At 71.5% G+C, this 26,615-nt stretch carries 17 protein-coding genes; all 17 read right to left on the bottom strand.

From position 1 onward, the window contains the following. Positions 1-111: 111 nt before the first annotated feature. The 17 genes from ACZ3I3_RS40320 to ACZ3I3_RS40400 all read right to left on the bottom strand — a co-directional run bounded on the left by ACZ3I3_RS40320 (position 112) and on the right by ACZ3I3_RS40400 (position 26,462). Positions 112-1,005 carry a peptidoglycan-binding protein gene (locus ACZ3I3_RS40320; RefSeq protein ID WP_467372806.1) on the bottom strand — a complete coding sequence of 298 codons (894 nt, stop codon included), beginning with the start codon at positions 1,003-1,005 and terminating at the stop codon, positions 112-114. After that, complete coding sequence (locus ACZ3I3_RS40325; RefSeq protein WP_467372808.1) at positions 1,005-2,549, bottom strand: DUF6519 domain-containing protein; 1,545 nt, start codon at positions 2,547-2,549, stop codon at positions 1,005-1,007. Before ACZ3I3_RS40325 ends, ACZ3I3_RS40320 begins: the two co-directional genes overlap by 1 nt. Before the next feature lie 60 nt (positions 2,550-2,609). Continuing rightward, positions 2,610-4,769: a hypothetical protein gene (locus ACZ3I3_RS40330; RefSeq protein ID WP_467372809.1), complete on the bottom strand. Its 2,160-nt coding sequence runs from the start codon at positions 4,767-4,769 to the stop codon at positions 2,610-2,612. After that, positions 4,769-8,617, bottom strand: a complete 3,849-nt coding sequence (locus ACZ3I3_RS40335; RefSeq protein WP_467372811.1) for a putative baseplate assembly protein — start codon at positions 8,615-8,617, stop codon at positions 4,769-4,771. The genes ACZ3I3_RS40330 and ACZ3I3_RS40335 overlap by 1 nt, the downstream gene beginning before the upstream one ends. Further along, positions 8,614-11,718, bottom strand: a complete 3,105-nt coding sequence (locus tag ACZ3I3_RS40340) for a putative baseplate assembly protein (RefSeq protein ID WP_467372813.1) — start codon at positions 11,716-11,718, stop codon at positions 8,614-8,616. The genes ACZ3I3_RS40335 and ACZ3I3_RS40340 overlap by 4 nt, the downstream gene beginning before the upstream one ends. Beyond that, complete coding sequence (locus ACZ3I3_RS40345) at positions 11,715-12,107, bottom strand: GPW/gp25 family protein (RefSeq protein WP_467372815.1); 393 nt, start codon at positions 12,105-12,107, stop codon at positions 11,715-11,717. Before ACZ3I3_RS40345 ends, ACZ3I3_RS40340 begins: the two co-directional genes overlap by 4 nt. Next, the gene (locus ACZ3I3_RS40350) at positions 12,104-12,448 is read right to left on the bottom strand and encodes a hypothetical protein (protein WP_086854391.1); all 345 of its coding nucleotides are present in this window, start codon (positions 12,446-12,448) and stop codon (positions 12,104-12,106) included. The genes ACZ3I3_RS40345 and ACZ3I3_RS40350 overlap by 4 nt, the downstream gene beginning before the upstream one ends. 19 nt (positions 12,449-12,467) lie before the next feature. Next, positions 12,468-13,001 (bottom strand): phage baseplate assembly protein V, encoded by a 534-nt coding sequence (locus ACZ3I3_RS40355; RefSeq protein WP_467372817.1) that lies wholly within the window; start codon positions 12,999-13,001, stop codon positions 12,468-12,470. 84 nt (positions 13,002-13,085) lie between these two features. Continuing rightward, positions 13,086-14,225: a hypothetical protein gene (locus ACZ3I3_RS40360; RefSeq protein ID WP_467372819.1), complete on the bottom strand. Its 1,140-nt coding sequence runs from the start codon at positions 14,223-14,225 to the stop codon at positions 13,086-13,088. Continuing rightward, a complete protein-coding gene (locus tag ACZ3I3_RS40365; protein WP_467372821.1) occupies positions 14,218-14,586 on the bottom strand; it encodes a LysM peptidoglycan-binding domain-containing protein in 369 nt (122 codons plus the stop codon). Before ACZ3I3_RS40365 ends, ACZ3I3_RS40360 begins: the two co-directional genes overlap by 8 nt. A 9-nt stretch (positions 14,587-14,595) precedes the next feature. Then, positions 14,596-15,282 carry a hypothetical protein gene (locus ACZ3I3_RS40370; RefSeq protein WP_467372822.1) on the bottom strand — a complete coding sequence of 229 codons (687 nt, stop codon included), beginning with the start codon at positions 15,280-15,282 and terminating at the stop codon, positions 14,596-14,598. Further along, positions 15,279-15,974: a hypothetical protein gene (locus tag ACZ3I3_RS40375; RefSeq protein WP_467372823.1), complete on the bottom strand. Its 696-nt coding sequence runs from the start codon at positions 15,972-15,974 to the stop codon at positions 15,279-15,281. Before ACZ3I3_RS40375 ends, ACZ3I3_RS40370 begins: the two co-directional genes overlap by 4 nt. Positions 15,975-15,992: 18 nt before the next feature. Continuing rightward, positions 15,993-22,841, bottom strand: coding sequence for an eCIS core domain-containing protein (locus ACZ3I3_RS40380; RefSeq protein WP_467372824.1), 6,849 nt, complete (start codon positions 22,839-22,841; stop codon positions 15,993-15,995). Further along, positions 22,838-23,158, bottom strand: coding sequence for a hypothetical protein (locus ACZ3I3_RS40385; protein WP_467372825.1), 321 nt, complete (start codon positions 23,156-23,158; stop codon positions 22,838-22,840). The genes ACZ3I3_RS40380 and ACZ3I3_RS40385 overlap by 4 nt, the downstream gene beginning before the upstream one ends. Beyond that, the gene (locus ACZ3I3_RS40390) at positions 23,149-25,194 is read right to left on the bottom strand and encodes an ATP-binding protein (RefSeq protein WP_467372826.1); all 2,046 of its coding nucleotides are present in this window, start codon (positions 25,192-25,194) and stop codon (positions 23,149-23,151) included. The genes ACZ3I3_RS40385 and ACZ3I3_RS40390 overlap by 10 nt, the downstream gene beginning before the upstream one ends. 35 nt (positions 25,195-25,229) lie before the next feature. Continuing rightward, positions 25,230-26,129, bottom strand: coding sequence for a Pvc16 family protein (locus ACZ3I3_RS40395; RefSeq protein WP_467372827.1), 900 nt, complete (start codon positions 26,127-26,129; stop codon positions 25,230-25,232). A 198-nt stretch (positions 26,130-26,327) separates the two neighbouring features. Then, complete coding sequence (locus tag ACZ3I3_RS40400; RefSeq protein ID WP_467372828.1) at positions 26,328-26,462, bottom strand: hypothetical protein; 135 nt, start codon at positions 26,460-26,462, stop codon at positions 26,328-26,330. Positions 26,463-26,615 lie beyond the last annotated feature (153 nt).

Consider the following 26,615-nt stretch of genomic DNA (forward strand, 5'->3'; position numbering starts at 1 on the left):
CGGGACTACACGGTTTACTTGGGGGGGACCCTCCCGGAGCACGCGCGGGGGCGGCCCCGGGGGTCAACACGGGGGGGGCGCCCCCCCGCGCGGGGGGGCGCACCCCGGTCGCTACTTGGACTTCGGCACCTTCAGCCGGTCCCAGGTGAGCTTGCCGGGGATGCCGTCGGCGTCCTTGCCGGAGAAGCCCTGCTTCTGCTGCCAGAGCGCGTAGGACCGGCGGTCGGCCTCGCTCCAGTCGGGGCTCGGCCCCTCCTCGTAGCGGCTGCACCCCTCGGCGACCAGGCGGCGGCCCATCGCCGTGATGATCGGTGAGCGCTGTCCGACGTGGAAGAACGCGGCGCCGGGGAACGGCTCGTAGGACGGCTTGGGCGACGGCTTGGGGTCGGGGGCCGGCTTGCTGCCGCCTCCGGCGCCCTTGAGCCGGTCGCGTATGCGCCCCCGCATGCTGTCCATGGTGAAGCCGCGCGGGTCGACCTTCCCCGGCTGCCACTCCTTGTGGCCGATGACGGAGCGCTCGGACCAGCCGTGGTGGCGGCAGATCGCCGCCGACACCTTCTCGATGGCCTCCTTCTGCGCCTCGGGCCACGGGTCCTTGCCATTGCCGAGGTTGACGCACTCGAAGCCGTAGAAGTGCCGGTTGCCGTCGGTGTCGGCCTCGTTGTCGGCCGGCAGCCTCGACTCGTTGATCACGGCGCGCAGGACGTCGCCGTCGCCGAGGCCGGCGTGGTTGGCGCGGCCGTTGCCGACCAGGTGGACGTGGCCCTTCTTGTCGATGACGCCGTGGCACAGCGGGCCGGGCAGGCTGGAGTAGCCGTCGTAGCAGATGTCGACGGAGGCGGCGGTGCCGGAGGTGACGGTGTGGTGGATCATCACGCCGTTCACCGGGCCCCAGGGGCCCTTGCTGTTGCGGTTGTGGGTGCGCCAGCTGCGGACCTCGTGCACGGTCAGGCCCTCGGCTCTGAGGATCTCCACCAGCTTCGACGCGCTCAGGGGCTTGGCCATCAGTTGTCTCCTTCCACGGCGGCTTCCGCCTCGGCTGTGGTCTGGGACCGCCCGTGGGAGGGGTCCTCGGCGGCCAGTTCCTCGCGGTGGGCCTGCTCCTCGGCCGCGAGTGCGGCATCGTCCGCGGGCGGCATGCTGCTCGCCAGCGGGCCGAACGCCAGGCGCAGGTCGACGGCGCTGCCCTCGCCCTTGATCAGGGCCAGCGGGGCGAAGTGCCGGGCGATGCCGGCCGGGCCCTGGAGGAGGGGGCGGCGGGCCGCGTCCACCGGCCACTCGACGCTGCCGGTGGCGGTGCGGGCGGGGACGATCCAGTGGTCGCCCGTGCGGTAGGCGCCGCCCTTGGCGAAGTACACCTCGACGCCGTCCTCCAGGGGCAGCCACTCCCCCTCCGTGACGGGGACCGCGCCACCGCGCAGGGCGGTGGTGCGGCCCTTGCGCTTCGGGCCGCCGCGGTGGTCCCAGCGGCGCAGGTACGGGTTCAGATGGGCGAGCCGTCCGACGCCCGGGGCGGGTTCGGCGGACAGGCGGACGCGGCGGCCCGGCAGGTCCAGTTCCTCGACCCGCAGCAGCGGCAGGGGCTCCAGGCGGGAGGCGTAGGCGGTGTCGACGAACTCCACGTGGTCGCCGACGTCCAGGTCCAGCTTGTCGTCGTGGCCGAGGGAGGCCAACTGCGCCCAGGTTCCGTCGAGTTCGTCGACGGGGAAGACGACGGAGCCGTTCTCGCGGGACCACTTGAAGGTGGCGTCCTTCGCCTCGCCGCCCTCGTGGACCTCCACCCGGTACAGCTGGTTCTCCGGGCCGCGGTAGCGGGCGTCCGGCTTGACCAGGCACGGGTCCTCGTCGGCGTGGTCGGGCCGCTCGCTGCGGGTGGCGAGCCGGGCCGAGGGGGCCGACTGGCGCTGCGCCCAGCGGGTGAACGCGGCGCGGACGACCTCCTTGGACGGGTCGGTCTCCTCGACCTCCAGCGCCGCGAGGGACAGCGGCAGTACCTGCCAGACGACCTTCAGGCGGGCGGCGGTGTCGGGCATGGCCGCGCCAAGGGCGACCTCGCGCAGCGCGGGGTCCTCGGCAGCGGTGACCGAGCGCTCCCACACGTTCAGGTAGACGACGAACGGCGTCTGGGCGGGTGAGGGCAGCCGGTCGCCGGGCTTCTCCGGGTCGCGGAAGGCGTCGGGCTGGTCCCAGTAGGTCCAGTGCGCGGGCGGCTCCGGCGCCGATTCCTCGCTGTCCTCGTCGGTGACGGGCACGCCGGCGGCCGGGCGTCCGGCGTCGCACAGGATGCCGTCGACGTAGTAACGGCCGCCGTGGATGAGGAGGGTGTCGATCTCGTGCTTGCCGCCGACGTACTCGATGCGGAAACCGGCGGCGTCGCGCGGCCCGCCGTGCGGCCCGATCAGGTCGGCGGCGAGGCTGCGGGTCTGGTGGAGCTGGATCGCGGCCTGTTCGTTGAGGTCGGCGTCGAGCTGGACGCGGCCCTGCTGGGCGACGACTGCGGAGTAGTGCCGCTCCGGGCGGAATGTGGAGCGGGAGAGGTCTGCGTGCATGAAGGGTGTCCCCCCTGGTTCAGAAGTGCGGGTTCACAAGGTCGGTGGCGGGCGGGCGCCTCACGTCACGAAGAAGATCCCGGCGTCGGTGCCCGCGGGCGTGTACTCGGCGAGCCGGGCCCTGAGGCCGTCCTCGCGCTGCGGCCGGTACAGGTCGTGGAAGGCGCCCATCTCGGCGCCGTCGTCCGCGCCCCGCCGGATCTCCTCGGGGCAGCGGTCCGCGAGCAGCCCGTACCAGGGCGTCCCGTAGCGCTGGGAGGTGAACAACGGCCTGATGCCTGGGGCCTGTTCGGGCTGGCAGCGGTGGCGGCGCGGGGTGCGGGAGCCGGTGGGGACGTAGGAGTGGCGCAGGCAGCCGATGCCGCGCCGGGCCACGTGGAGCCGGCCCGTGAAGACGCTGTTCTCGGCGATCTTCACGGCGTGCGTGTGGATCTCGCCGATGACGGTGGTGCGGTGCAGGTGCAGCACGGCGTGGGCGTGGCGGCAGTCCGGGGCGGACAGGGCCTCGCGGTCGTCGGCGGTGGCGTCGAGGACGCTGTCGCGGATGTGGATGTCGAGGGGGTCTTCGCTCACCTCGTCGCCGATGACCTCGATGGTGCCGAGGATGCTGTGCTCGATCTGGAGGCAGGCGGTGGTGCGGTCCAGGACGATGCTCGGCTCCTCGGGCGAGTGCGGCTCGCACTCGGGCTCCAGGGACCAGCCGGGCACGAGCGTGCTGTGCCGCAGGACGACGGCGCCCATCGCGCCCGCCACGTTGATGCCGCGCCCGGCGACGAGCAGCCCGTCGAGGACGACACGCGGCCGCTCGTGCGAGGCGCAGTCGTCGGACACCGCGCGGATGTTGAGGGCGTCGGGGCGGTTGCTGTACCAGTCGAGGAGGCGGACGACGGGGCGGGTGCCCTCGGCGGCGCGCAGTTCGAGCCGGTCGCCCGGGTCGAGGTCGAAGTCGAGCTGCTCCTGGTAGGCGCCGCTGTGCGTGATCTCGATGATGCCGGCGGGGCCGGTGCGGTCGGCCCGGCGGTCGTGCTGCCAGGCCCGGTAGGCGTCCATGATCTGCCGATACGGCTGTCCGGGCCCGACCCGGTACACCTCGGCATCCGGGCGCGGTTCGCGGCCGCGCTCGTACTCGCCGCCGCCCATGTCGGCGCCGAACGCGTAGTGGTAGTCCACCCACACGCCCTGCCGGGGCGCGGAGCGCGACCCGAAGGCGATCCGGCCCAGCTCGGGGTCGACGGCCACCTGGCCGCGCTTCGGCCGGTAGCGCCAGTCGGACAGGTCGGCGACCACGATGTCCGAGGGCGGTACGGGGTTGTCCTCGCCGTCGAGGCGGATCACGAAGCTCTTGCCGGGGCCGTAGTAGTCGAGCAGCCGGTCGTGCAGGAGGCGGCGGGTGACGAACGCGGGCACGTTGTCGGCGGTGGCGATGTGCGCCGGCGAGGGCTCCGGGAACGGCTTGGTGACCAGCGGGGTGTCGTTGCCGAGGATCGAGAAGGTGTAGAGGTTGCGGGCCCGGTCGATGCAGTAGGCCGGGCTCCGGGTCAGCGGGTACGCCTTCAGCCGCCACACGAAGAGCGCGACACCGGCCGGGCTCCAGCCGCCCTGCCGGTGCCGTGACTCGGCGCGGCGCACGTCGACCGTACGGGCCGCGTTGGCGAACGGGCCGCTGTCCAGGGCGAGTTCGGCGCCGTCCCGCAGGTCGACGAGGCGTCCGCGCGTACCACGCTCCCCGGCGCCGTACAGCTTCACCGGCTGGGTGTGGGCGACCTGCCGGGACAGCTCGACGGCCCGCGCGGGCCAGCCCGCCACCCGCTCGGACAGCTCTTCCAGAAGGTGCAGGGTGCCCTTGCGGCGGCGGCCCGCGACCGTGGCGGCCACGTCCCCGCGTGGGGCGACCGCCTCGGCCAGGGCCGCCCGGCCGCCCTCGTGCAGGCCGGTGGTGAGGACGCGCTCGTAGCCGGGCAGGGTGCGGTAGCCGACCAGGTCACCGAGGTACGGCAGCACCCAGGGGGCCGCCGTCTCCACGAACAGGTCCTCGTAGCCCTGCTGGACGCCGTCGCGGACACGGTCCAGCTGCTCGGCGATCACCGCCAGCAGGGCGCGCAGCGGCTCGCCCTCCTCGGCGTCGCGCAGCAGGTGCCAGCGGGGCAGCAGTTCGGCGAGCCCGTCCGGTTCCCTGGGCACCACCGGGTCCGGCGTCTCCAAATGGGTGTCCGGGGACATCACTTGACCTCCGTCAGAATCAGGGTGTCCGCGGCCCGGGGCGACAGCAGCGCGAGCTGGGCCGGGCGGATGCCGCGGAAGACGTACACCGACCGGCCCTTGGGCAGGCGCCGGGTGTCGGTGATGTCGGGGTTGAGGCGCAGGAGTTCGGCCAGCGGCAGGCCGTACCGGGCGCAGATCTCCGAGAGCGTCTCACCGTCGTCGGCGCGGACGGTGTGGGTCTTCTCGTCGTACGTCGCCGGGTGCGCCGGGACGGTCGCCCTGGGCGGGCCGGGCCGGGTCAGCAGCTCGGTGAGCTCGCCCGGGGTGGCGGAGGCGGGCACGCCGGTGAAGGCGTCGACGTCCATGTAGTCGACGCCGGGCACGGTGTGGGCGGTGGCCAGGACCTCGGAGAGGCGGGCGGGGCGGCCCAGCTCCCGGCCCTCGAAACCGAGCCGGTTCAGCAGGGCCTGCCGCAGGCGCGGCTCGACGATCTGCCAGGAGTGGTCGGGGGCCACCTTCACCTTGGCGGCGATCAGCAGCAGGACCAGTTCCCGGCCGTCCACGCGGACCGGGAGGTTCGCGTCGCCGTACTCGGTCAGGGCGCCGCGCAGCGCGCGCAGGGTGTCGGAGTCCGGCGCGATGGGCACATCGTCGGTGCCCGCGACCGTCACGTGCAGCACGCGCCGCCGTCCGTCGAAGAGTTCGCGCGCCGAGGCCCGGCCGATACCGGCCCGGGAGCGGGCGAAGTCCTCGTAGTCGGACTCGGAGACCAGCCGGTCCAGGGCCGAGACGGCCAGCGGGACGGTACGGCGGGTCAGGCCCGGGCCGTCGGCGTCCGCGCCGCCGGTGGCCGGGCGCGGGTTGGTGACCGCGGTGACGCCGAGGGGCCGGGTGAGCGGCTGGGTGACGCGGTCCGCCGGGACGTTCGCGCCCTTGCCGGTGCCGAAGCGGTAGCGGGCGCGGACGTTCTCGTGGCCGGAGGGCAGCCGGGCGCCGTGCACACCGTCGCCGAAGGTCACCGTGGTACGTCCGTCGGCCGTGGAGCCGGTGATGTAGACCCGCTCGGTCGGGCCGCGTCCAGCGAGGCTGTCGACCTCGTGCCACAGCACACCGTCGACCCGGACCTCCAGCACCGGCGTGGCGCCGAGGGGGTTGTCGTCGGCGAGCCAGGTCAGCGGCGACTGCCAGAGCGCGAAGGTCTGGTTGACGCGGTCCGAGTCGCCGCTGCCGATGGCCTCCTCACGGCTCTCGCCGTGGGTGGCCTCGACGACGTTGCCGAGGACGCGGACCGTCTCGCGGCGGTAGCGGTGGGCGAGGTCGGCGGTGAGAGTGAGCCGGGTGTGGATGTGATCGCCGGGGATCCGGCGGTCCGCTGCGGGGTCGGCGGCGGCGATGGTGACGACCTCGGTGGCCCGGACGCCCGCCGTGCCGGGGATGTCGCTGCGTTCGCCCTCGACGATGAGCGTGCGGCCCGGCCTGAGGCCCTCGTACAGCTCGGCGAGTTCGATCTCGTTGCCGTGCACGTCCTCACCGAGCGGTTCGTCGGCGAGGCGCAGCGGCTCGCCCGCCGCGTGCACGGTGGTGTCGCGGATGTGCGACAGGAGCACGTCGAACTCGTCCAGCCAGGCGTCGGCGAGGGTGAGTTCGGTGCCGCGGCCGGTGATGCCGTAGTTGGTGTACGCGGCCGTACGCACGGCCTTCACCTGGGTGGTGACGAACGCCAGCTTCGGATCGCCGGGGACGCCCTTGTCCGCGCCCTTGGCGGGCCGTTGGATCGCCACCCAGCTGCCGACGGTGATGCCCTCGTGCACGGTGTCCAGCTGGAGCGTGCTGCGGTTGACCTGCTCCGGCTTAGTGGCGATGACGATCTCGACGTTGGGTTCGGCGCTGCCCACCGTGTACTTGAGGCTGACCTCGTGCTCGCCGTGCGTGAACTGTTCGGCCGCGCCCGGCCGCAGGGCGATCTGCTCGGACGTGCCGTTGTGGACGCCGACGTGAACCAGGCCCTCGTCGTCGGGCCGCGACACGAACAGGGTGCGTTCGGGCAGGCCCGAGTGGAGGCGGGCGGTGACGCCGGGTTCCTGGGAGTCGGCGGGCCGCCGGTTGAGCCAGTTCAGGTCGCGGTCCTGGCCGGAGCGCACGGACAGCTCGACCTGGCCGGGACCGAGCGTGAAGGTGACCGGCTGGGTGACGGGCAGGTTCTCCGCGCGCTGGTCGGAGCTGCTGCCCTCGACGTACTGGAACTCGGCCCGGACCGGGCTCTTGCCCGCCGTGTCGTACACGACGCGCATGGTCGCCAGCACCGCACCTGTCAGCGGCCAGTCGGCAGTGCGGATGACCCGGCCGCGGTCGTCCTGGACCGGCTTGAGCGGGGCCGTGGCACCGAAGGGGGCCGCGGTGACGCGCAGGGCGAGCAGTTCGCGCAGGAGCTGCGGTGCGCCGGGGGCGGCGGCCGTGCGCCAGGCGGGGTAGAGGCTGCCGAGGCCGGGGTTGAGGGCGGAGAGGAGGCGGGCGGTGTCGGTGCCGGGGAGTTGTCGGCCGAAGGTGCCCGCTGGGGTGGGCGTGGTGGCGCGAAGGGCGGGGAGTATGGCGCCCAGGGCATCCCAAGCGGCAGTGCGCGAGTCGCCCCTCAGGGGCGCGGGCCGTGTCGATATGCGGCTCCGCCGCGTGGGCGCGACCGGCCCAGACGGCGCCGCAGACGGCCGACCCCCCATCGACGCACCCTCCCCATCCGTCTGAGCAGGCGCCAACTCCAGCGCTCGCTCGGCGAGTTCGGCGAGCACCGCTTCCAACCGCTCGAACCACTCCGCCACGTCCTCATACGGCTCGGCCAGCACCTGAGCCTCACCGAGCCGGGCGAGAGGTTCCGCGAGGCGGGCCGCGAGCCGCTCGGGCGTCTTCACGCCGTCCAGGTCCTCGCTCAGGGGCTCCAGGACCTGGTCCTCGAAGTCCTCGATGAGCCGACTGACCGGACGCGGGTTGGGCACCTCCGGGGTCGGTGGCTCCTCCCCCGGCTCGCCCGGCTGCACAGGCGGAGCCGTCCAGCGCCGCACTTCGTCGACAAGTTCCTTCAGGCTCGGCGGCGGAGCCTTCGGCAGGGAGATCGCCGTGACGTCGTCGTCCCGGTCGACGCGCGTGTCCGCCACCGACACCAGCTTGCGCTCGCCGCCGGCGCCTTCCCCGAAGACGAACAGCAACTGGTCCCCGGTCCGCAGGGAGTGCGCGGTGCCCTCGACGAACAGCTCGGAGCGCTTCTCGAGGTCCCGCGGGGTGACGAGCGAGGGACGGCGGCGGCGAACCTTCAGCTCGTTGAAGTCCCAGCGGGCCGACAGGTCGCGGCTGGTCTCGAACGTCAGCGACTCCTCGCCGGCGGACGCCGGCACGCTGTGGCTGCGCGCACCGCGCGGGATCAGCACGTTCTGGGCCTCGGCGCGCGGGTCGCGTTCGAGGGTGTACGCCAGGTGCGTGGCGGCGGCGACGCCGGGGCGGGGCCGGTGTCCGACGAGCCGGCCGAGCAGCACCAGGGAGCGGTGCTCGTTGGCGGTGCGGACGTAGGCCTCGTCGGCGATGCGCTCGGAGTGGAAGGTGAGCAGGTCGCCGAGGACGGCGGTGGCGTCGAGCAGGCCGATCGCCGGGTCGTCCGGGGTGCGGACGGTGAGCCGGTTCAGGGCGGGGTAGGCGGGTGAGGCGAGCCGGTCGAGCAGGGCGGCCAGGAAGGAGCCGTACTCGCCGACGCGGTAGTCCAGCGCGGTGCGGCCGGGCGGGTTGTGCAGCGGGGCCGGCGCGAGGCGCTCGTCGTGGCCGCCGCGGCAGGCGCCGCCGCAGCCGCACTCGTCGGTCGCGGTGACCGGGTGCGTGTCCGTCATCGGGCACCTCCCAGGGATATCGCCAGCAGGCCGTTCTCCGGCCGGTCCGGGTCGTTGTCGCAGGTGGCGATCTCCAGCGGGCCGAGCCGCAGCACGCCGTCCTCCCTCTCTCCTCGGTCCTGTCCGTGCAGCCGCCGCAGCCGGGTGACCTCGACGCTCGCCACTCCGGGCACGGCCGCGGCGACGGCGACCAGGCGGCTGAGCCGGACCGGTTCGCCGAAGGTGAGCGCGTCGGGGTGGAAGAAGCCGAGCCGTCCGCCCGGCAGCCGTCCGCTGCCGAGCACGCGGTACAGCTCGGCCAGGATCTGCCCGTGCTGGTGGCCCGGCTCGGCGCACACCGTGAGCGCGATGTCGAGCGGTACCAGGCGGGCGGGGCCCACGACGAGGTCGTGGCCGATGCGCCGGTACGTCTCCAGCGCCTGGGCGACCGAGTCGAGCAGCTCCGGCGACGGGGCGGCGGTGCCGTACGCGTCGATCGCGATGTGCGCCTCCTGGACGCTGCCGGTCCAGCGGAGTGCGGCCGCCGCCCGCTGCACGCCCGGCAGTTCACCCGCGAGGGCCGCGTAGTCCTCGGCGGTCACGGCGCGCAGCCGGGTGCGGCGCAGGTCGAGCGGGGCCAACTGGCGTACCTGCTCGACGGGTTCGGGCTGGGTGCCGCCCACCGCCGGCAAGGGGTTGCGTACGGTGACGGCCGGGGCTTCGCAATCACCCTGGACGACAAGGTGGTTGATGGCCTCGGCGCCGACGTTGCCGGCGGTGCCGCCGCCGAGTCGGTAGCGCAGGGCCAGACGGGAACCGGGCGTGGGCTTGGCGCCGTGCCGTCCGTCGCCGAATCGCAGGGCCAGACGGCCGTCGTCCTCCAGTTCGCCCACGAAGTGCCGCTCGCGCGGACCGCTGTCGAGCAGGTCACGGCGCGGCTCCCAGGTCTCGTCGTCGCCGTGGACGCGTACGGCGGGCAGCGCCCGGCGCGGGTCCTGGGCGAGGGCGGCGGTCGCCGATCCGCGCAGCACCGTCTCCTCGGGGTGGAGGCCGGCCGCGTAGGCCGGGCCCCAGCTGTGGGCGATCTCCCAGGCGATGTGCCCGTCGAGGACCGTGCCCGCGCGGGCCCGGGCGGCGAGGACCTCGACGCGGCGCAGCTTGGTGTCGAGCAACTGGTCGCTGCGGTACAGCAGTTCGCGCAGGGCGCGGACCGGGTGGCGGCGCAGTTCGAAGCGCTCCAGTACGTTCAGGCCGTAGACCACGGCGAGTTCGGCTACCTCCCGCTCACCGAGCCCGTCGCGGTCGCGGGCGCTGCGCCACAGTTCGACCAGCCGCTGCCGGATGCGGCCCGGGATGGCGGCGATCCGCTCGGCCTGCCCGGCGGCGACGGTGCCGGGGTCGGGGAAGGGCACCGCCTGGGTGACGGGCGTGCGGCCGAGGACCGGGCGGAAGCGGGGCGCGATGCCCGGGTAGACGGACTGGGCGAGCAGGGTGCGCAGCGCGGCGGTCTGGGCGTACGCCGTGCCGGGCACGACCTGTTCGTGCCGCTGCCCGGCGCTCTCCAGGCCGAGGCCGGCGCGTGCGGTGGCTCGCTCGCCGACGACCTCGAAGAGTTCGCGGACGTCGTCGGGGACGAGCGCCCGGCCCGACCGGGTCTTGTCCGTGAGGGCGTTGATGAGCCGCGCGGGCGCGTTGCCCTCCTCGGTGTCCCGGCAGCCGAACGCGGGTGGATCGCAGGGGGCGGTCACGGCGGGCACGGGCGGCACGGTGACCGTCTCGGGCAGCCCGGTCAGGGTCCGGCCGTGGTCGACGAGGACGACGTTGCCGCGGGCGAGCGTGACGTCCTCGACGGGGAGGCAGTCGCGTCCGCCGCGGGTGGTGAGGCAGAGCGGGAAGCGCAGCGCGTCCTCGGCTGCCCAGGTGACCTCAAGGACCGGCTGGTCCTCGATCCGGTCCAGGCCGGGCGTGACGGACGTGAGGCGGACGGCCTGGCGGTGGCTCGGGTCGGCGTCGCCGGGGGTGCCGGTGCGCGGGCCCTTCACCTCCTCGAGGACGATGACGTCGCCGGGCTTGAGGTCGAGACGGCGTTCGCGGCAGGTCTCCGGGTCCACCCAGGCGTCCCGCAGGGTGGCGGCGGTGGCGCCCTTCGGCAGGGTGCACACCTCGCCGCCCCACGTCCACAGCCGGATCGCGTTGTGCGCGACCCGCAGCTCCAGCGGGTCGGTGGCGACGACCGGTTCGAACACCTCGACCGAGCCGCGCTCGTCGAGGTCGCCGAGCTCGCTCTCGTCGATGACGGTGCCCGGCTCGGGGCGGTCGTGCGGGTCGAGGCTGCGCACGTCGACGGAGGCGAAGCGGAAGGTGCCCGGGGCGAGCGTGAGGTCGTCCGCGGTGCGGACGGTGACGTAGGCGCGGGCGTTGCAGCCGTCGTGCATCGCGTAGTCGATGAGCCGCACGTGGCGGCGTACGGAGACGCGGCGGCGGGCGGTGTCGAGGTAGGCCTCGGTGGCGACGGCGTCCTGCTGGTAGCTGATCTGGTCGCCGGTGTACGCGAGGAGTTCGACGAGGGTCGTGCCCAGATCGGCGGGGTTGCGCTCCACCCAGTCGGGGGTGGTGAGCGCGAGCCGGTCCAGGAGCAGTTTGCGGATGGTGTCGTAGTCGCGCGCCGTGTAGTCGATGACGGGCGCGGCGGGGAAGTCCGGCTCCGGCCGGTCGTCGTCCTTGCAGTCGAAGGGGGTGGGGCAGTCGGGCCGGAAGGAGAACGTGGCGCTGTGGTAGCGCTGGTCGAAGCCGCGGTACGGCTCGGTGCCGGGCCGTCCGTACGGGTCGGCCTCGACGAGGGAGAGCCGGTAGCGGGAGGTGTCGCCGGCCTTGTCGAGGGTGACGTAGAGCCGGTCGTCGAGCTCGGGGTCCTCCTCGCGTTCGACGCTGACGTCGACGGCGGTGATGCCGGTGACGCGCCGGCCGCCGTCGATGCGGACGTTCTCGGGGCCGAGGCCGTGCGGGGCCTTGCCGAGGAAGGTGACGGTGAGCAGCAGGCCGTCGTCGCCGGCCTCGACGGTGTCGACTCCGTTGAGTTGGGCGGCCCGCACGCGGGATCGGCGGGACGTGGTGGTGGTCATGCCGCCCTCCCTTCGAAGACGTCCTCGTGCCGGGTGCCGGTGGCGCGCAGGGCGTACGACAGGTACACGCGCACGACGTGGTCCTCGCTGACGACGTCGAGGGCTTCGACGTCGATGAGGTCGCCGAGCCAGCTCTGGAGCGAGGCCTGGACGGAGAGTTCGAGCGTGCTGATCAGTTCGGGGCTGTTGGGGGTGAACACCAGGTCGAGGAGCCCGCAGCCGAAGTCGGGGCGCATCACGCGCTCGCCGGGGCTGGTGAACAGCAGTTGCTCGATCAGGTCGTGGACGTGCTCGCCGGGGGTGGCGTGCGCGGTGCGTCCGCGGCGGTCCGCGCGGAACGGGAAGGCGATGTCGCTGCGGGGGCGTGTCCCGCGGCTCGTGGGACTCATCGGACGGTGACCTTTCGCTGCGTGCCCTGGACGACGGGCGGTCCCTGCGGGACGAAGGCCGCGGTGAAGCACTGGGCGGCTGAGATGTCGAGCAGCACGGGCGCGCCGTCGACGGTGATGCCGCTGCCGCCCGCGGTCCAGCGGACCGTGACGCACGGCATGGGCACCCGGTCGACGGTGTGCGGGCAGCCGGTGACCACGTAGCTGTGCGCGGTGGTGGCGACGGCGGCGCCCGCGACGCGTACGCCGCCGGCCGGTGGAGTGGCCGCCGTGACGCGCCCGCCGTGCGGGCAGCCGATCACGGCGGCGGTGTCGAGCAGACTCCCGGATGTCCCGGACACGTTGTTCCTTCCCCCGTTTCTATCGCTTGGACGCGACGGTCAACTGGCCCTCGTTCACGTCCACCTGGTCGCCGCGCAGGGTGATTTCCGCGCCCAGGCCGTTGGAGATCACGATGGCTTCCTTGGTGATGCGGATGTACGCCCCGCCCTGGGCCTGGAGCAGGATCCCCTGGTCGGTGCCGGGCGGATCGCTCATCACGATCTTGTGTGCCTCGGGTGTCTGGACCACGACGGGCTTGGCCTGGGACGCCGGCTGGACGAGCCGGCGGGCGTCGGGCGGCAGTTCGGCCTGTTCCCCGTACCAGCAGCCCGTCCACACCGGGAAGCTGGGGTCGCCCTGCTCGAACTCGACCCACACACCGGCCCCGGGCGACGGCACCACGAACTGCCCGGCCTGCGGCCCCGTGAACGGCAGACAGGGCAGCGCCCAGGTCGACGGCTCGTCGCCCAGGACGTCCGGGACCTCGACGGTGATGCGGCCGATGTGCAGTGGATCGTTGTTGTCCACGACCCGTCCGCGGAACTTGCCGAGGTAGCGATTGGGTGCCGCCATGTGTACTGCTCCTGGTCGTGATGATCGGTCGGGTGGATCCGGGTCCTGGTGCGGGCGCTGATCAGGGCTTGGTGCAGGCGCTGATCAGGGCCTCACGTAGGCGCTGCGTGCTTCGAGTCCCTCTCGGGAGAGCGTGAAGTTCTGCCGGAAGGAGCCCGGGCGCAGGGTGTGCGTGACGGACTTGACGTAGTAGTCGCCGTCGTACGTACGGCCCGAGCCGCGCACGCCGACCAGCTGGCGCGGCTGGAGGATGTAGCCGTGCCGGTTGACGTCGAGCGAGCCGGAACCGGAGATGACGTCGGCGGACACGGCGGCCCGGGCGAGCAGTTCGGCCTCGGCCTGTTCCCGCTGCTGCTTGGCGGTGCCGGAGAGCGTCCTGCGTTTCAGGGCGGGGGTGGGCCGCTTGCCGAGGGGTGGCCGCAGCGGGCTGATCGGCGGTTGCGGCAGCAGGGTCGACAGCCGGGTCCCCGGGTCCTGCCAGCGGGCCTGTGGTTCCTCCCGTGCCGTCCCGTCGTAGGCGAAGGTCAGCTGGTCGACGGTGGAGTGGGCGTCCATGTTGACGTTGAGGGCGTGCTGGCGGATGCCCAGGCGGACCTCGGGCCCCCAGCGGGCGCTGGACTGCCCGGGGGCCGGGCCGGGCTCCAGGTAGAAGGTGTAGCCGTTGGCCCGGGCCAGGTCGTTGATGTACTGGAGGTCGGTGCCCGTCTGGTAGTGGACGCGGAGGTCCTGGTGCGGGGGCTGGGTGACCTTCTCGGTGTACACGTCGGGCCGGATGCCGTAGCCGGAGTAGCGGCGCAGGATGGTCAGGACCCGCTGCGACGGCGGCATGTTGGGGTACCGGTCCGTGCGCTCCTCCAGGTCCATGACGAGGGCCAGGTCCTCGCCGGTGACGGTGAGCGTGGAGTGCCCCGGCTGGTTGCTGGCCCCGACCTCCTGGCGCACGATCAGCCCGTCGAACAGCACCTCGGGCGTGCCGCGGACGGTGACGGTCACGACGAGGCGCGTCTTCGGGTCGAAGAAGCCCTCGGGCAGGAGGGTGCGGTTGATGAGTCCGTTCTTGGTGAGGTCGAAGGCCAGCTGGAAACCGCTGCGCTCCCCTGCCGTGGCCGTGATCTGCGCCGACAGCAGGGCCTCGGTCACCTCGGCGGGAACGGGCCGCACCAGCTGCGGTCCCATGTGCAGGGTGATGTGAACGGGGCCGCGGCCCACCGGCAGTTCAGACACGCCGGTCCCCCCGCGGGAAGTTCCCGGCGAGCGGGATGTCGACCTCGCTGCCCGGCTCGGCGGTCAGCTCACGCGGGTCCAGTACGGGGTTGGCGTCGGCGATCCGCCACCACTGGCCGGGGTCGCCGAAGTAGCGCTGGGCGAGCAGGTCGGGACGCTCCCCGGTCCGCACGGTGTGGACCTGCGTGTCCTCGCTCTCCTCGAGGGGCGGGAGCAACCGGCGCTTGGTGTAGCGCACTTCGGTCCCGTCGGGCTGCCGGTGCACCCCGATCTCGGCGTCGTGGTAGCGGCTGGTCCGCGGGTACGGGTGTGCCCCGGGTATCGCGTCGAGCGCGCTCTCGTACGGTTCGATGCCGGCCATGTCCGGTGCTCAGCCCCTTCCCACCGTGATGTCACCGGGCCTGAGCCCCAGCGATCCGAGCCCCGCGGTGCGTGCCGCGCCGGCGAGGCGTTCCTTCTGCGCGAGGTGCGCGTAGTACAGCTCGGCACCGGGGTGACCGAGCGGCAGGTCGCTGACGGTCAGCACCTTGAGGCCGATGCTCAGGGAGGCCCGGATGGGGTTGAGGTTGACGTCGAAGGCGGACTCGTTGATGGACAGCTCCGTCAGCCGCACGGGCATGACGCGCTTGCTGCCCCAGGTGAACAGGGTCAGCGGCATCTCGATCGGACTGATCTCGATGGTCCCCTTCTTCGACAGCCGGCTCGCTTCCCTGAGCTGCGCGGAGGTCGGCTGCACGAGCATTTCGAGCACGGCGAGCTGGGGGTGGATACCGTCGGGCGCGGCGATCTCGAACTGGTCGGTGGCGTCGATCTCGGCGGTGAACTTCCAGGTCTCCTGGGCCGGCCCTTTGAGCCGGAGGGCCTCGTTTCTGTCCCCGCTCCCACTGCCCCCTCCGCCGGAATCCCCACTGCCTCCTGCCGACTGGGGCGAGAGGCTGCGTTCGAGGGTGTCGGGGTTGAACTGGAGGACGATGATGCGTTGGGGGGTGCCGCGCTCGGGGTCCAGGAGGACTATTCCGGAGCGGATGGGTTTGGGGATGTCTGCGTAGCGGGTCACTGCCGTTCCTCCCAACGTGCCTGCAACTCGGAGTAGTCATGTCGGGGAAAGAGATCGGGGAAAACCCGCAACATGTCATGGACATTTTCTACGATGTCCTCGATGGGACTGTCCCGGAAGGGGATGTCCGCGAACAGGTATTGCCAGCCCCGGGCTCCCTTCGTCACGACCAAGGTCTCGATGTACTTGCGGTATGTGAGGTCGAGCTTTACAAATCCGTACGGGTAGGGATCGCCGCCGACCATAGTCAAATCGTGATGCCAGATCTCGAGAGGAGACATGTTCGGTGACATTCGCATCCACGTCGTGGACCCCGAGCCAGATTGCCAGGCGTGGTCGATGTACCTGAGCTGTCGCATAAACTCACGCTCGCTTCGCTGCATTCCGTGAACATCTTGGGATCCTTGCGTGAGGATCTCATAGGGGCTGGGAATTCGATATTCGCCGAAGAAGTGCGGAAGCGGATCCCTCGTTTCCCAGCAAACTCCTATCTCGTCCAGCCTCAATGAATCGTCGAGGGCATCGGCGTCCAGAGCTACGTCTTCCCAGTCCCGCTCGAAATCAGTGAGTGGCAGTAGCTCGGAGAACGACTGATTCACCTCACCGCGCAGCTCGTCGATGATCACAATCGAGGGCTGCTGGGACAACTCTCCCAGTGAGGCCAGGTGAGCCTTCTCGATCTGGTTGAACACGCCGACTTCCGTTCCTCGTCACAAGGTGAACAGGCCCTTGTCGTAGTTGTCCTTGATTTCTGGCCAGATTCTTGCGATTCCTGCGACCGCAGATCCGGTCGGTGGTGCTTTGAGCTTTGCTTCCATGTCGCCTATACCGCTAAACGGGCGGAGGCTGCTCACCGCCTTCACGACATCCTTGTTACGCCCGAGTAGAACCTGAATCCGAGCTGCTCTCTGCCCCTTTCCGCTCAGGTCGACTGTGTTCATGTCGATTGGGGGTGGACTTCCAGGGAGCGGGGGCGGATCGAAGGTGAGAGCCCCTGACCGTATCCATGATCCGAGCGTCCAGTCTGTTTTACTGTCCCCCGATCGACCAGGCTTACGTTCGTGCGAACGGTACATGGCATACATCTTTTTCGGGAACCACTTCGGATACTTCCCTGCGGGGTATCCGCTTGCGGGACCCTTGAACAACTCCAACTCCACGTGATAGTCGCCAGGATTTTTGGTGTCGAATGCGCCACCCTTGGTGTGGCCGAATTTGTTGGCGGCCTTACTTTCGAACGAACGGTAGAATCCTGCGTTGATCGCATTGGGGGCCGGCACGAAGTTGGTGGATTGCGCGGGACCGCCAACCTCTCGCGGCAGCAAATGCATCAGGTCAAACTGGGCAGGCTTTCCTCGTGCGCTTTTCCAATTGTTGTACCGGGCGATGTACTGAAACCCGGCCGAATTTTCGACTTTCCACATGGGGCCACTTGGCTTTTCTCCGTGAGCATCCGCCCATCGCTGATTTATAAATCGCTGGGTGAACGACTTGGGTTCGAGCTGCGCGCCGTTCGCGAACGGGGGTGCATGTGGTTCAGGGTCCGGGTACCCCAAGGGTGTGGTGCTCACTTTCTTTTGTATCGTGTGAACACCAGTCGTCGGTCCTGGTTGCTGTGGGCTGCCCTTCCCCCAGAGTCTGAATGACTCTCCGCCTTGCTCCCAGAGCCTGGTCAGCCGGTAGAGTCGGCGATAACTGTCCAGCACCATCGGCCAGCTGGACTCCGGAATGCTGCGATCCAATTTCGGCTTGAGCTGGCGGTGGATTTTCTGCAGTTTGATCGCGAGGCTGTCTTCCTTGCTCTCCTTCTCCTCCTTCTTTCTCTCGTCCTTCGCGGTCTCAGTCTTCGGCCTTCCGGGTTCGTTCTTGCCCTTGCCGTCGCTGTCCGGGTCCTTGCGGTTCTTGTCCTCCGTGTCCTTCTTGCTGCTTCCGTCGCTGTCCTTCTTGTTGCCGCCGTCCGAGTCGGACGTGTCCTTCTTGCTGTCGGCGTCAGTCTTGTTCTTATTGCTTTCGGGCCTCTGGTCCTTGTCCGTGTCGTCCCTGGTGGTGTCCTTCTTCGGCCCACCAGGCCCCTCGGTCCTGTCGGGCCGGGGCTTGGGAGTGCTCGGCTTCGGGGCTGGAGTCGGCTTCGTGTCCTGCTTGTCCCTGTCCGACTGCTGGTCCTCGTTCTTCGGCTTGCCGTTCTTGTCCTTGGACGTCGGCGGTGTCGGGTTCGTCGACTTGTCGCTCGGGGTGTTGTTCTTGTCGTCGGACTTGGCGTCGGTCCTGTCGTTCTTGTTCGTGGGGCCCTTGGGCTTCGTCGGCTTGGGTGAGGGGGTCTGAGTTTCCTTGGGCTTGACCGGACCGTCCATGTCCTTGGGCTTGACCGGACCGTCCTTGTCCTTCGGCTTGCCTGGAGGGGTCCGGTCCTTCGGCTTGTCAGGACCGTCCTGCTCCTTGGGTTTGCCCGGACTGTCCTGACCCTTCGGCTTGGCCGGTGCGTCCTGGGACTTTCTGCCGGGTGGCGTCGTGGACGTCTGTGCCTTGGGTGGTGTCGAGGAGGGCGTGCCCTCGTCCCCGCCCTGCCCGTCCTTGCCCTTGTCCTTCGCGCCGCCCTTGTCCTTGCCCAGGTTCGCGGCGACGCCCTTCAAGCGGGTGCCAACCTTCGACACGTACTTGCCGATCCCGCTGAGGATCAGCTCGTAGGCCATTTCCAGCAGGACCACGATGCCCGCCGCTATCGCCTTCGCGAAGAGGACGCCCGCGCCGCCCTGGCGTACGGACTTCAGCCAGGTGATGACGGCGCCGATGGCCTTGAGGATCTCGCCCAGTGAGCCGATCGCGGCCTGGATGGCCTCCAGGATGGCCGCGCCCCAGCCGGCGCCGGGGATCAGCTTCGCCAGCACCTTCGTGATGACGATCTCACCGATGATGAACGGGAGCTGGGGGACGATCGCGTCCCACACCTCCTTGGCGATCTTCTCAACGGTGAAGCCGCCCTTCATGAGCTTGTTCCAGACGGCTTCGGTCAGGCCGGTGATCTCCTTGACCTTGTCGTTGAACCACTGCTTCACGGCGCTCTTGACCTCGTTGAAGAGGTGGTTCTTCGCGCCGTCGTACGCGGAGTTCTTCGCGCCGCTCAGCCAGCCGCCCGGGTCCGAGAGGATGTCGACCAGGATCATCATGAACTCGCCGAAGGCGGCGATGAACTTCGTCGCGAAGTCGAGGATCGACTTGAGCGCGTCCTTGCACGCCTTGAGAACGTCGAGAAGCATCTTCTTCAGGACGTTCAGGATGTCGCTGAGAAGCTTCGCGATGGACTCCAGCAGATCCTTCATGATCTGCTTCAGCGCGTTGGCGAGCTGGGTGACGAACGCGAGCGCCGCGTTGATCAGGTCCGTGATGAACTTGCGGATGCGGCGGGCGATTTCGACGACCGCTTCCACCAAGGACGTGACGAACTCGATCAGGTCCTCGATGAACTGCTTGATCATCTCGACGATGCCCTCGCGGGCCGCGTTGATCCAGCCCTCGACCGTCTCCTTGAAGCTCTTCAGCGCCTCGATGATCGCGTTCCGGGCGTCCTTGATGATCTGGACGACCTTGTCCCGCAACTCGATGAACTTCTCTTTGATCCAGTCGAGCGTCTTCGACAGCCAGCCCTTGGAGTCGTCGACCTTCTCGTCCTTCTTCTTCTCCGCTTCCTCCTCGGCCTTGTCGCCCTTGTCCTTGATGTCCTTGTCGCTGGTCTCCTTCTCCGTCTCGACGTCCTTGTCGGTGTCCTCCTCTTCCTTCTTGACGTCGTCGCGGATCTTCTTCTCGCGGTCGGACTTCTTCGTGCCGAGCTTCTTCAGCTCCTCGTCCTGCTCCTTGGTCCAGTCGGAGCGCTGCTTGTCCACGTCCGTCAGGACGCCCTCGCGCTTGCCCGTCTGTTCCTTGGTGTTGGACTGGACTTCCTTGTCGACCTGCCGCTTGTGCTCGTCCTGGGACCTGCGGGTGTCCTGAGTCTTCTTCTCACGGCCCTTGCCCATGTCCTGGCGGCCGTCGCTGAGAGCCTTCTTGAACTGCGGCTTGCGTTCGTGCTCGGCCACTTCCGAGGCCGCTTCGGGCGGTACGGCACCGGTGCTCACACCGCCGCCGCCCACCTGCGACGTGCCGCCCTGCTGGGCCGGCACCTTCCCCTCGAGCCGTTCCTTCGGCGCGTCCGGGTAGACCTGGTCCTCGCCCATCTTGCGACCGGCGTCGTCGGCGCCGGTCTCGGCGGCCTCCTGGCTCTTGTCGTCGGTGTTGCCGCCCTGCTCCGTGGCCTTGTCGTCGGCCTGGCCCTGCATGTCGACGCCCGGAGCGGTGCCGTTCTGCGCCTCCTTCATGGCCTCGTCCTTGGTGGGCATCCCGGCGAACTGGGCGGCCAGGTCCTCCGCCGTCACGTCGAAACCGAGCCAGTCGCCGATCCCACCGATGGCGTAGCCGGCCATCATCCCCAGCTGGTCGAAGAAGTCCGGCTCCTCCATCTCCTCGGCTTCGATCTTGCCTTCCGGCTTCTTCTCGCCCTTGACCTCGGCCTTCTCGTCCTTGGCGTCCGCGGCGCGCTGTGCCTTGTCCTGGTTGTACTGCGCTGCCTCCTCGGCATCCGGTTTGCCGTGCAGCGTCCTCGGGGCGCCGGAGGGGCGGTCCATGGCGGGCGGCTTGGACGCCAGTTGCCTGTGTTCCTTGCCGACGTCCTTGTCCACGGCGCCGCCGACACTGTCCATCGCCTCGACGGCCTGGTGCGGCTTGAGGTTCGACGCGGCGGAAAGGCCCTCCTCGGGGGAGACACCGGAGAGGTCCGGAGCAGCCTGCGACGCCTTCTTCCCCTTGGCCGCGGAACTCTTGGAGCCACCCTTCGAGCCGCCACCGCCGCCCCCACCGCGTGCTGCCGCCGGAGCGGGCCGGGAGCCGGATTCGCCACCGCCGCCGGAGTCGGCCCTGCTCTGCGGCTGCGGAGCCTGCTCCTTCGGGGCCTCGGTACGCGGTTCCTGTGCCCTCGGGCTCGGCTTCTCCGTACGGGAGGAGGAGCGGGACGCCGTTCGTGAGCCGGAACCCGCCGTGTCCGGGCCGGAGTTGTCGCTGTCCGAAGAGGGACTGGGAGTCGAGCCGGACGACGGTGTCGTACCGGTGTCGGCCGAGTCGTCGGAGCCGGTCGTCCCGCCTCCGGACGCGGAGCCTCCCGAAGTTCCGTTCCCGCCCTGGTCCTTGGGTCCCTTCGACTCCTGCGGGCCGGGGGACTCCTCGGGCTTCGCCGCTCCCGAAGCGCCCTCGTCGGCAGCCGTCTTCTCCCCTTCGGCTCCCTTCTTGGCCGTGTCCGACGGGGACTCGGTCGCCGAGGTGTCGGAGCGGGCCTGCGCGGAGCCCTTGTCGCCGCCCGACGCCTTGTCGCCCGGTCCGCCCGCGGTCGGCGTGCCCTTCTCCTCCTTGGCGGCCTGCTCGGCCGTCCCGCCGCCCGTCTCCTTCGAACGGTCCCTGGCCTCCTGCGCGTTGGTCTCGGCGGCGACCGGACCCGCCTTGGGATCGTCGCCCTGTGTGGGGTCCTTGGAAGCCACGCCCGGCGCCGGCTTCGGCTCGGGCCTCTCCTCGGGACCGAGCTCGCTCTCCGTACGGCGGCTCTGCTCCGCCGCCGCCTCATCGGCGCCCGGCACGGGCGGGGAGTCGTCGGTGCCCGGGTCGTCCTTCTCCGCCGCGGCCTCGCGCTCGGCGTCCTCCTCGTCCTCCTGCTCACGCCGTGCCTGCACCTTTTCGGCCCTGGTCGGCGGCGGGGCTGAGAAGGAGGGGGTGGGCGGGGCGGAGTTCCCGGCGGACTCGTCGATCTGGTCGGAGGTCGGCACGTTCGACACGTCGAGGTTTTGCTCGGGAAGGAAGTCCTCCGGCCTGAGTTTGATGTCCCAGGCACTCTCCTCCCCGCCGCCGACCTCCACCTCGGAGTCGCCGCCCTGGACGGCGGACTCCCGCTCCTCCTCGCCCTCCTGGTCCTGGGCGCGGGCCCCGTCCAGCGTGCTGGCGCGGCCGGGGAACCCCTCGTCCTTGCCCGCGACCTGGGGACTGCCCTCGTCGCGACCGAGGTCGTCCATCTTGGCCGCCTCGGCCGCGGCGGCGCTCTCGCGGGCCTGGGCGGCGGCCTCGTCCTCGGCGTCGGTGCGCGGGCCCGCCGCCTCGTCCTGGCCGGCTTCCTTCTTGGCCTGCTCCTCGGCCTGCTTCGCCCCGGCCCGGTCGCCGTCCTTCCCGCCGCCCTGCTTCCCCTTGTCCCCCTTGTCCTGCTGCTGCCCCTGCTGTCCGCTCTTCTCCGCGCCGGACTTCGCGTCCTGCTTCCCGGCCGCCTGCGCTCCGGCGGTCCCGCCGGCCGCGGCATCCCGGGACCCCTGCTGCTGCCCCGACTTCTGCCCCGACTGCGCGGCCGGCGAAGTGGGCTGCTCCCCGTCCCCCTTGGGGCTCGACGCGTCCCCACCCGTCAGCGGGTCGGAGTCCTTCTCGTCCTCGGCCTTCCCGGCGTCCGCACCCGGAGTGCCGCCCTGCGGGATCGTGCCGCCCGCGTTCTCCGGCGTACTGCCCGCGGCGAGAGCGGTGTTCCCCGCCCCGCCCCCGCCCCCGTCCCCGTCCCCGTCCACGGACTGCTTCTCCGGGCCGGGAGCGGGCCCCGTTCGCTCGGTGCGCTGCTGCTCCTCCTGGGCCGCCTCCTGATCCCTCTCCCGCTCCGCCCGCACGTCCTCGGCGGCGTCCTCCTCGACCTCCGGAGCGAGGAGGCCGCGGTGCCGGGCGGTGGCCTCGCTCTCCGCCCGGCCTTCCTCGTCGATCTCCGTGACCAGGTCCACCACGAAGTCGTGCTCCGAGGTGAGCAGCCGGTGCTCCAGGCGATCCAGTACGCGCTCCTGAAGCTCCTCCGAGAGCGGTGCCAGGGAGGCGCGGACGCGCTGCGCGCTGTCCGTCGGGTCGGTGCGGAGCGACCGAATGACCGTGTTGGCGAGACGGTCGACCAGCGTGGCGGGGTCGAGGTGCTCGAGCCGATTGCGGTCGGCGTGGACGGTGGCGTAGCGCATCCACGCCGGAGTGTTGGCCTCCGGGGCGACCTCGGGTACCTGCTCGCCGCGCGCCACGGCCTGGGCGGCATCCTCGGCGGCGCGCTCGGCCGCCTCGTGCGGCGCGCTGACCTGGCCCAGGTCACGGCCCGCCGCCAGCATGCCGGCGGCGTACGGGTGTTGGATCGTGTGCAGCAGCTCGTGCGCGAGCAGGGCGCGGCCCTGCTCCGTGCCCGGCTGGTACCGGCCCTCGCCGAAGAAGATGTCCTGGCCCACCGCCACCGCGTCGGCCCCCAGCATGCCGGTGAGAGCACTCGCGTCGCGGTCGGTGTGCAGGCGTACGGAGCCCAGGTCGTGGCCGAGCTGCTCCTCCAGCTCCCGGCGCACGCCGGCGTCCAGCGGCTGTCCGGCGCCGCTGACGATGTTCTTCGGCTCGGGCGCGCGGTTCTTCGCCGCGCGCTCCTTGCGTTTGCGGCGGCGCTCGGCGGCGGCCTGCTGGGCCGCCTGGGAGTCCTGAGCTGCGGACGCGGTCATCGCGTCACCTCCCCACGGCCCGAGAGCCCCGCGTGCACCGCGCGGGCCAGTTCCTGGCCGAGGCGGCGCGCGGACAACCCGGCGGGCATCGGGGGCAGACCCGACACCCCGTCCACCGACACGGCGCCGTCCGCCGCCAGCGGCAGCCCGCGTTCGCGTACGAGACGGGTCAGCTCCCGCTCGAACGACGCCGACACGCGCCGCGGGTCCACGGACGGGCCGAAGCCGTCCAGGACCAGCTCGCCGATGTCGACGCGGATCTCGCGCGGCTCGGGACGGTCAGCCGCGCTGTCCCGATGCGGTCTGTTCACACCCATCCGCGCACCTCCGTAGGCGTCAGGGAGCGCTCCAGCTTCAGGTATTCGGTCCGGGCCGCCGCGGCCATGTGCCGCATCTGCAGGGCCTCGCCCTCCTCGGCGGCCAGGAACGCCCCGGACAGGGCGATGTTGCGGATCGAGCCGCCCGCCACGGTGAGCTGGGCGAGCAGCCGCGGGTCGAGGTCCTTGACCGGTGCCTGCGGTGGCAGCACGCGGCGCCAGATCTCGGCGCGTTCGTGCTCGGCCGGGAAGGGGAAGTCGACGACGAAGCGGATGCGCCGCAGGAAGGCGTTGTCCAGGGCCTTCTTCATGTTGGTGGTGAGGACGGCGAGCCCGCGGTAGGCCTCCATCCGCATGAGCAGATAGCTGACTTCGAGGTTGGCGTACCGGTCGTGGCTGTCCTTGACCTCGCTGCGCTTGCCGAACAGGGCGTCGGCCTCGTCGAACAGCAGCAGCGCACCGCCCGCCTCGGCGGCGTCGAAGACCCGGCGGAGGTTCTTCTCGGTCTCGCCGATGTACTTGCTGACGACCTGGGAGAGGTCGATGACGAACAGGTCGAGGCCGAGTTCCTTCGCCATCACCTCGGCGGCGAGCGTCTTGCCCGTGCCGGAGCCGCCCGCGAACAGCGCGGTGACGCCGAGGCCGCGGCGCAGGGTCTGCGCGAAGCCCCACTCCTGGTGGACGGTGGCGCGCTGCCGCACGTGCGCGACGATCTCCCGCAGCACGTTCGTCTGCCGCTCGTGCAGCACCAGGTCGTCCCAGCCTGCCCGTGGTTCGATACGGCGGCCCAGCTCGTCCATGCCCATCCGGGCCTCGTCCAGACCGGCCCGCCAGGCCAGCTGTACGGCGTCCAGCTCGTCCTCGTGGGGCAGTTCGCGCCGTACGGTGGCGGCGGCGGAGCGCACGACGTGCGGGGGCAGCTGGAACTGGGCGACCAGCGACCGCAGTTCGCCGTCGTCGAGGTCGGCCACGTCCCGGAAGGCGTCCGCCCACAGGTCGAACTGTTCGTCGTCGTCGAGGGGCGGCACGGACACGCGGGTGCCGTGCGGTCGGTCGCTGCGGCGCGGGTCGGCGCTCGACACGACGACGGGGACGGCGGCCCCGGCCAGGAACGCCTCGGTCGCCGCCTGCTGGTCCCGGTCCAGTTCGCCGGCCTCGACCAGCAGCGCGGCGGGCAGCAGGATCGCCTCGCGCTGCCACAGCCGGGCGAACCGGTCGCGCTCGGCGGGGTCGGTGGGGACGTCCTCGGCGCTCATCGTGTACAGGCCGAGTCCGGCGCGTGCGGCGCCCGCGGCGGCGATGTCGGCGCGGCTGCGCAGGTCGCCGCCGACCAGCTCGACGAGCAGCGGCGCGTCCGGCCGGGCGCCGTCCGCCCAGCCCGCCGCGACCCGGCTCGCGGCCAGGTCGTACGACGGCGGCAGCCGGTCCGGTACGGGGGTGCGGCGGGCCTGGCCGTGCAGCCGGGTGTCCAGGTAGGGCGAGCCGAGCAGGAAGTGCAGGATGCGCTCGTCGAGCCGGAGCCGGGAGGTCGTCAGCCGGGTGTCGTCGTCCAGTTCGACGATCCGCCAGCGACGCAGCGGCGACACGGGGGTGAGGGCGCTCCAGTGGGGTTCCGCCAGGGTGGCCAGGGCGAGCGAGAAGGTCGGGTGGGCCCGCTCGGGGTCGGCACTCGCGGCGGCGCAGCGGGCGGCGGTCGTCGGGTCGAGTTCCTGGGCGGCGGTGAGCAGGACGAGGTCGCGCTCGAAGGGGGTGAGACCGAAGCAGGCGACGAGGGCGTCGAGGGCGGCGGTTCCGGGACCGGCGGCCGTTCCGGGACCGGCGGCGGTGACCGGGGTGGCTCCGGCCGCAGCGCGCTCCTCGCCGTCGGCCGGCGCCGAAGCTGCCCCGGGTGCGTCACGGTCACCACTCCTGGCCCGCTCCGCATGCGCGTCGACGCGGGCCAGGACGCGCCGGATCTCGGCGGTCAGCGTCGGTCCGCCGCCCTGTGCGGCCGCCGCACGCGGCTCCGGCACCTCGTGCGGACCGTGCGCTCCCATGTCGTCTCCTGCCCCCGTCGCTGCCATGTGCCGCCTCAGCTCTCCGCGTCCTCGCCGCCGGACTTCGTGTTCCTCGTCTCCTCGGCAGGGGACTTGGCGGTCTTCTTCGCGGTCCTGCGGGCACGCGCCGGAGCCTTGGCGGCGGCCTTCACCGGGGCCTTCGCGGACGCCTTGGCAGGAACGGACTTCGCGGGAGCGGACTGCGCGGGAGCGGGCTTCGCAGGGGGTGTACTCGCCTCCCGCACGGCCTCGGGCTCCCCGGCCCCGGACTGCACGGCCGGCTGGTCTCCCCCCTCGGGAAGCTTCGGCGGCTCCGGCGCGCCGGGCGCCCCGAACGGCAGCACCCGTACCTCGGGCCGCTCCACCGGCTTGCCCGGCACCGGGACCTCGCGGCCGTCGATGAACACCAGGGCTGCCTGGTAGACGACGGACAGCGTGTACGGCGTCTGGTGGAGCATCCCCCACAGCTTCGACGTCTCGTCGATGTCCATCACGGTGGGCGTGAACCGCACCCGCTGGACCGCCTCGGCCAGGTTGCTCCCGGACAAGTGGGCGCGTTCGCCCGCCAGTTCGATGATGTCCTTCGGCAGGACGGGGATCTCGTGCAGCGTGCGCACGACCGACCCGATGAGCCGCTGGCCGACCAGCTCCGCCTCCTCGCCGTAGGCGCTGATGAGGTAGTGAAGGTCGAGCGGCGCGGCCGCACGCCGGACCAGCGTGCCGTCGGCTGCGCGGGTGGGCAGGTCGGTGTTGCGCTGCGAGGTGTTGGGCGTGACCTGGTACAGGAACACGGTGATGGTGGGCTCGGCCGGCGGGTCGGCCGGAGGCTTGCGCGGCTCGACCTTGACCGCGATGTCGATGTCCGGCGGCAGGTTGGTCTCGATGAGCAGGGCGAGGGCCTGGGTGACATGGGCTATGGCAAGTGCGTTACTCATGACGTCCGTTCCCGGCCCCTCTGGTCCTGTCCTCGGTCCCTGTCATCCCGCCCGTCCCGCGGGCCGGTCTCGTGGTCCTGCTCGTTTCACCGGCCGGCCACGTCGTCCCGCTCATCCCGCCAGCCGACCTCGCCGTCCTGCTCAACCCACCGACCGGTCCCGCCGTCCCACTCATCCCGCCCGTCGACCTCGTCGTCCTCACTCGCGCCCCCTGGCCAGGTAGTCCGCCAGGCTGACCGCGGCCCGCGGGCGCTCCGCGTCCCGTGGCCGGGGCCTGCCGCCCCCGCCCTGGGGCGCGCCGCCGGCGGTGACCTCCAGCCGTCCGATCTGCACCTGCACCACCTGCTCGGCCTGGCGCCCGGGCCGCCGGGCCGCCGCCTGCCGGACGGCGTCCCGTGCGGCCGCCGGGGGCCCCGCCGCGGGGGGGCCCGCGCCGGGGACAGGGGGGGGGGGGGGGGGGGGCCGCCCCCCGGGGGGGGGGGCCGG

This window comes from Streptomyces sp. NPDC016851, assembly GCF_055562795.1.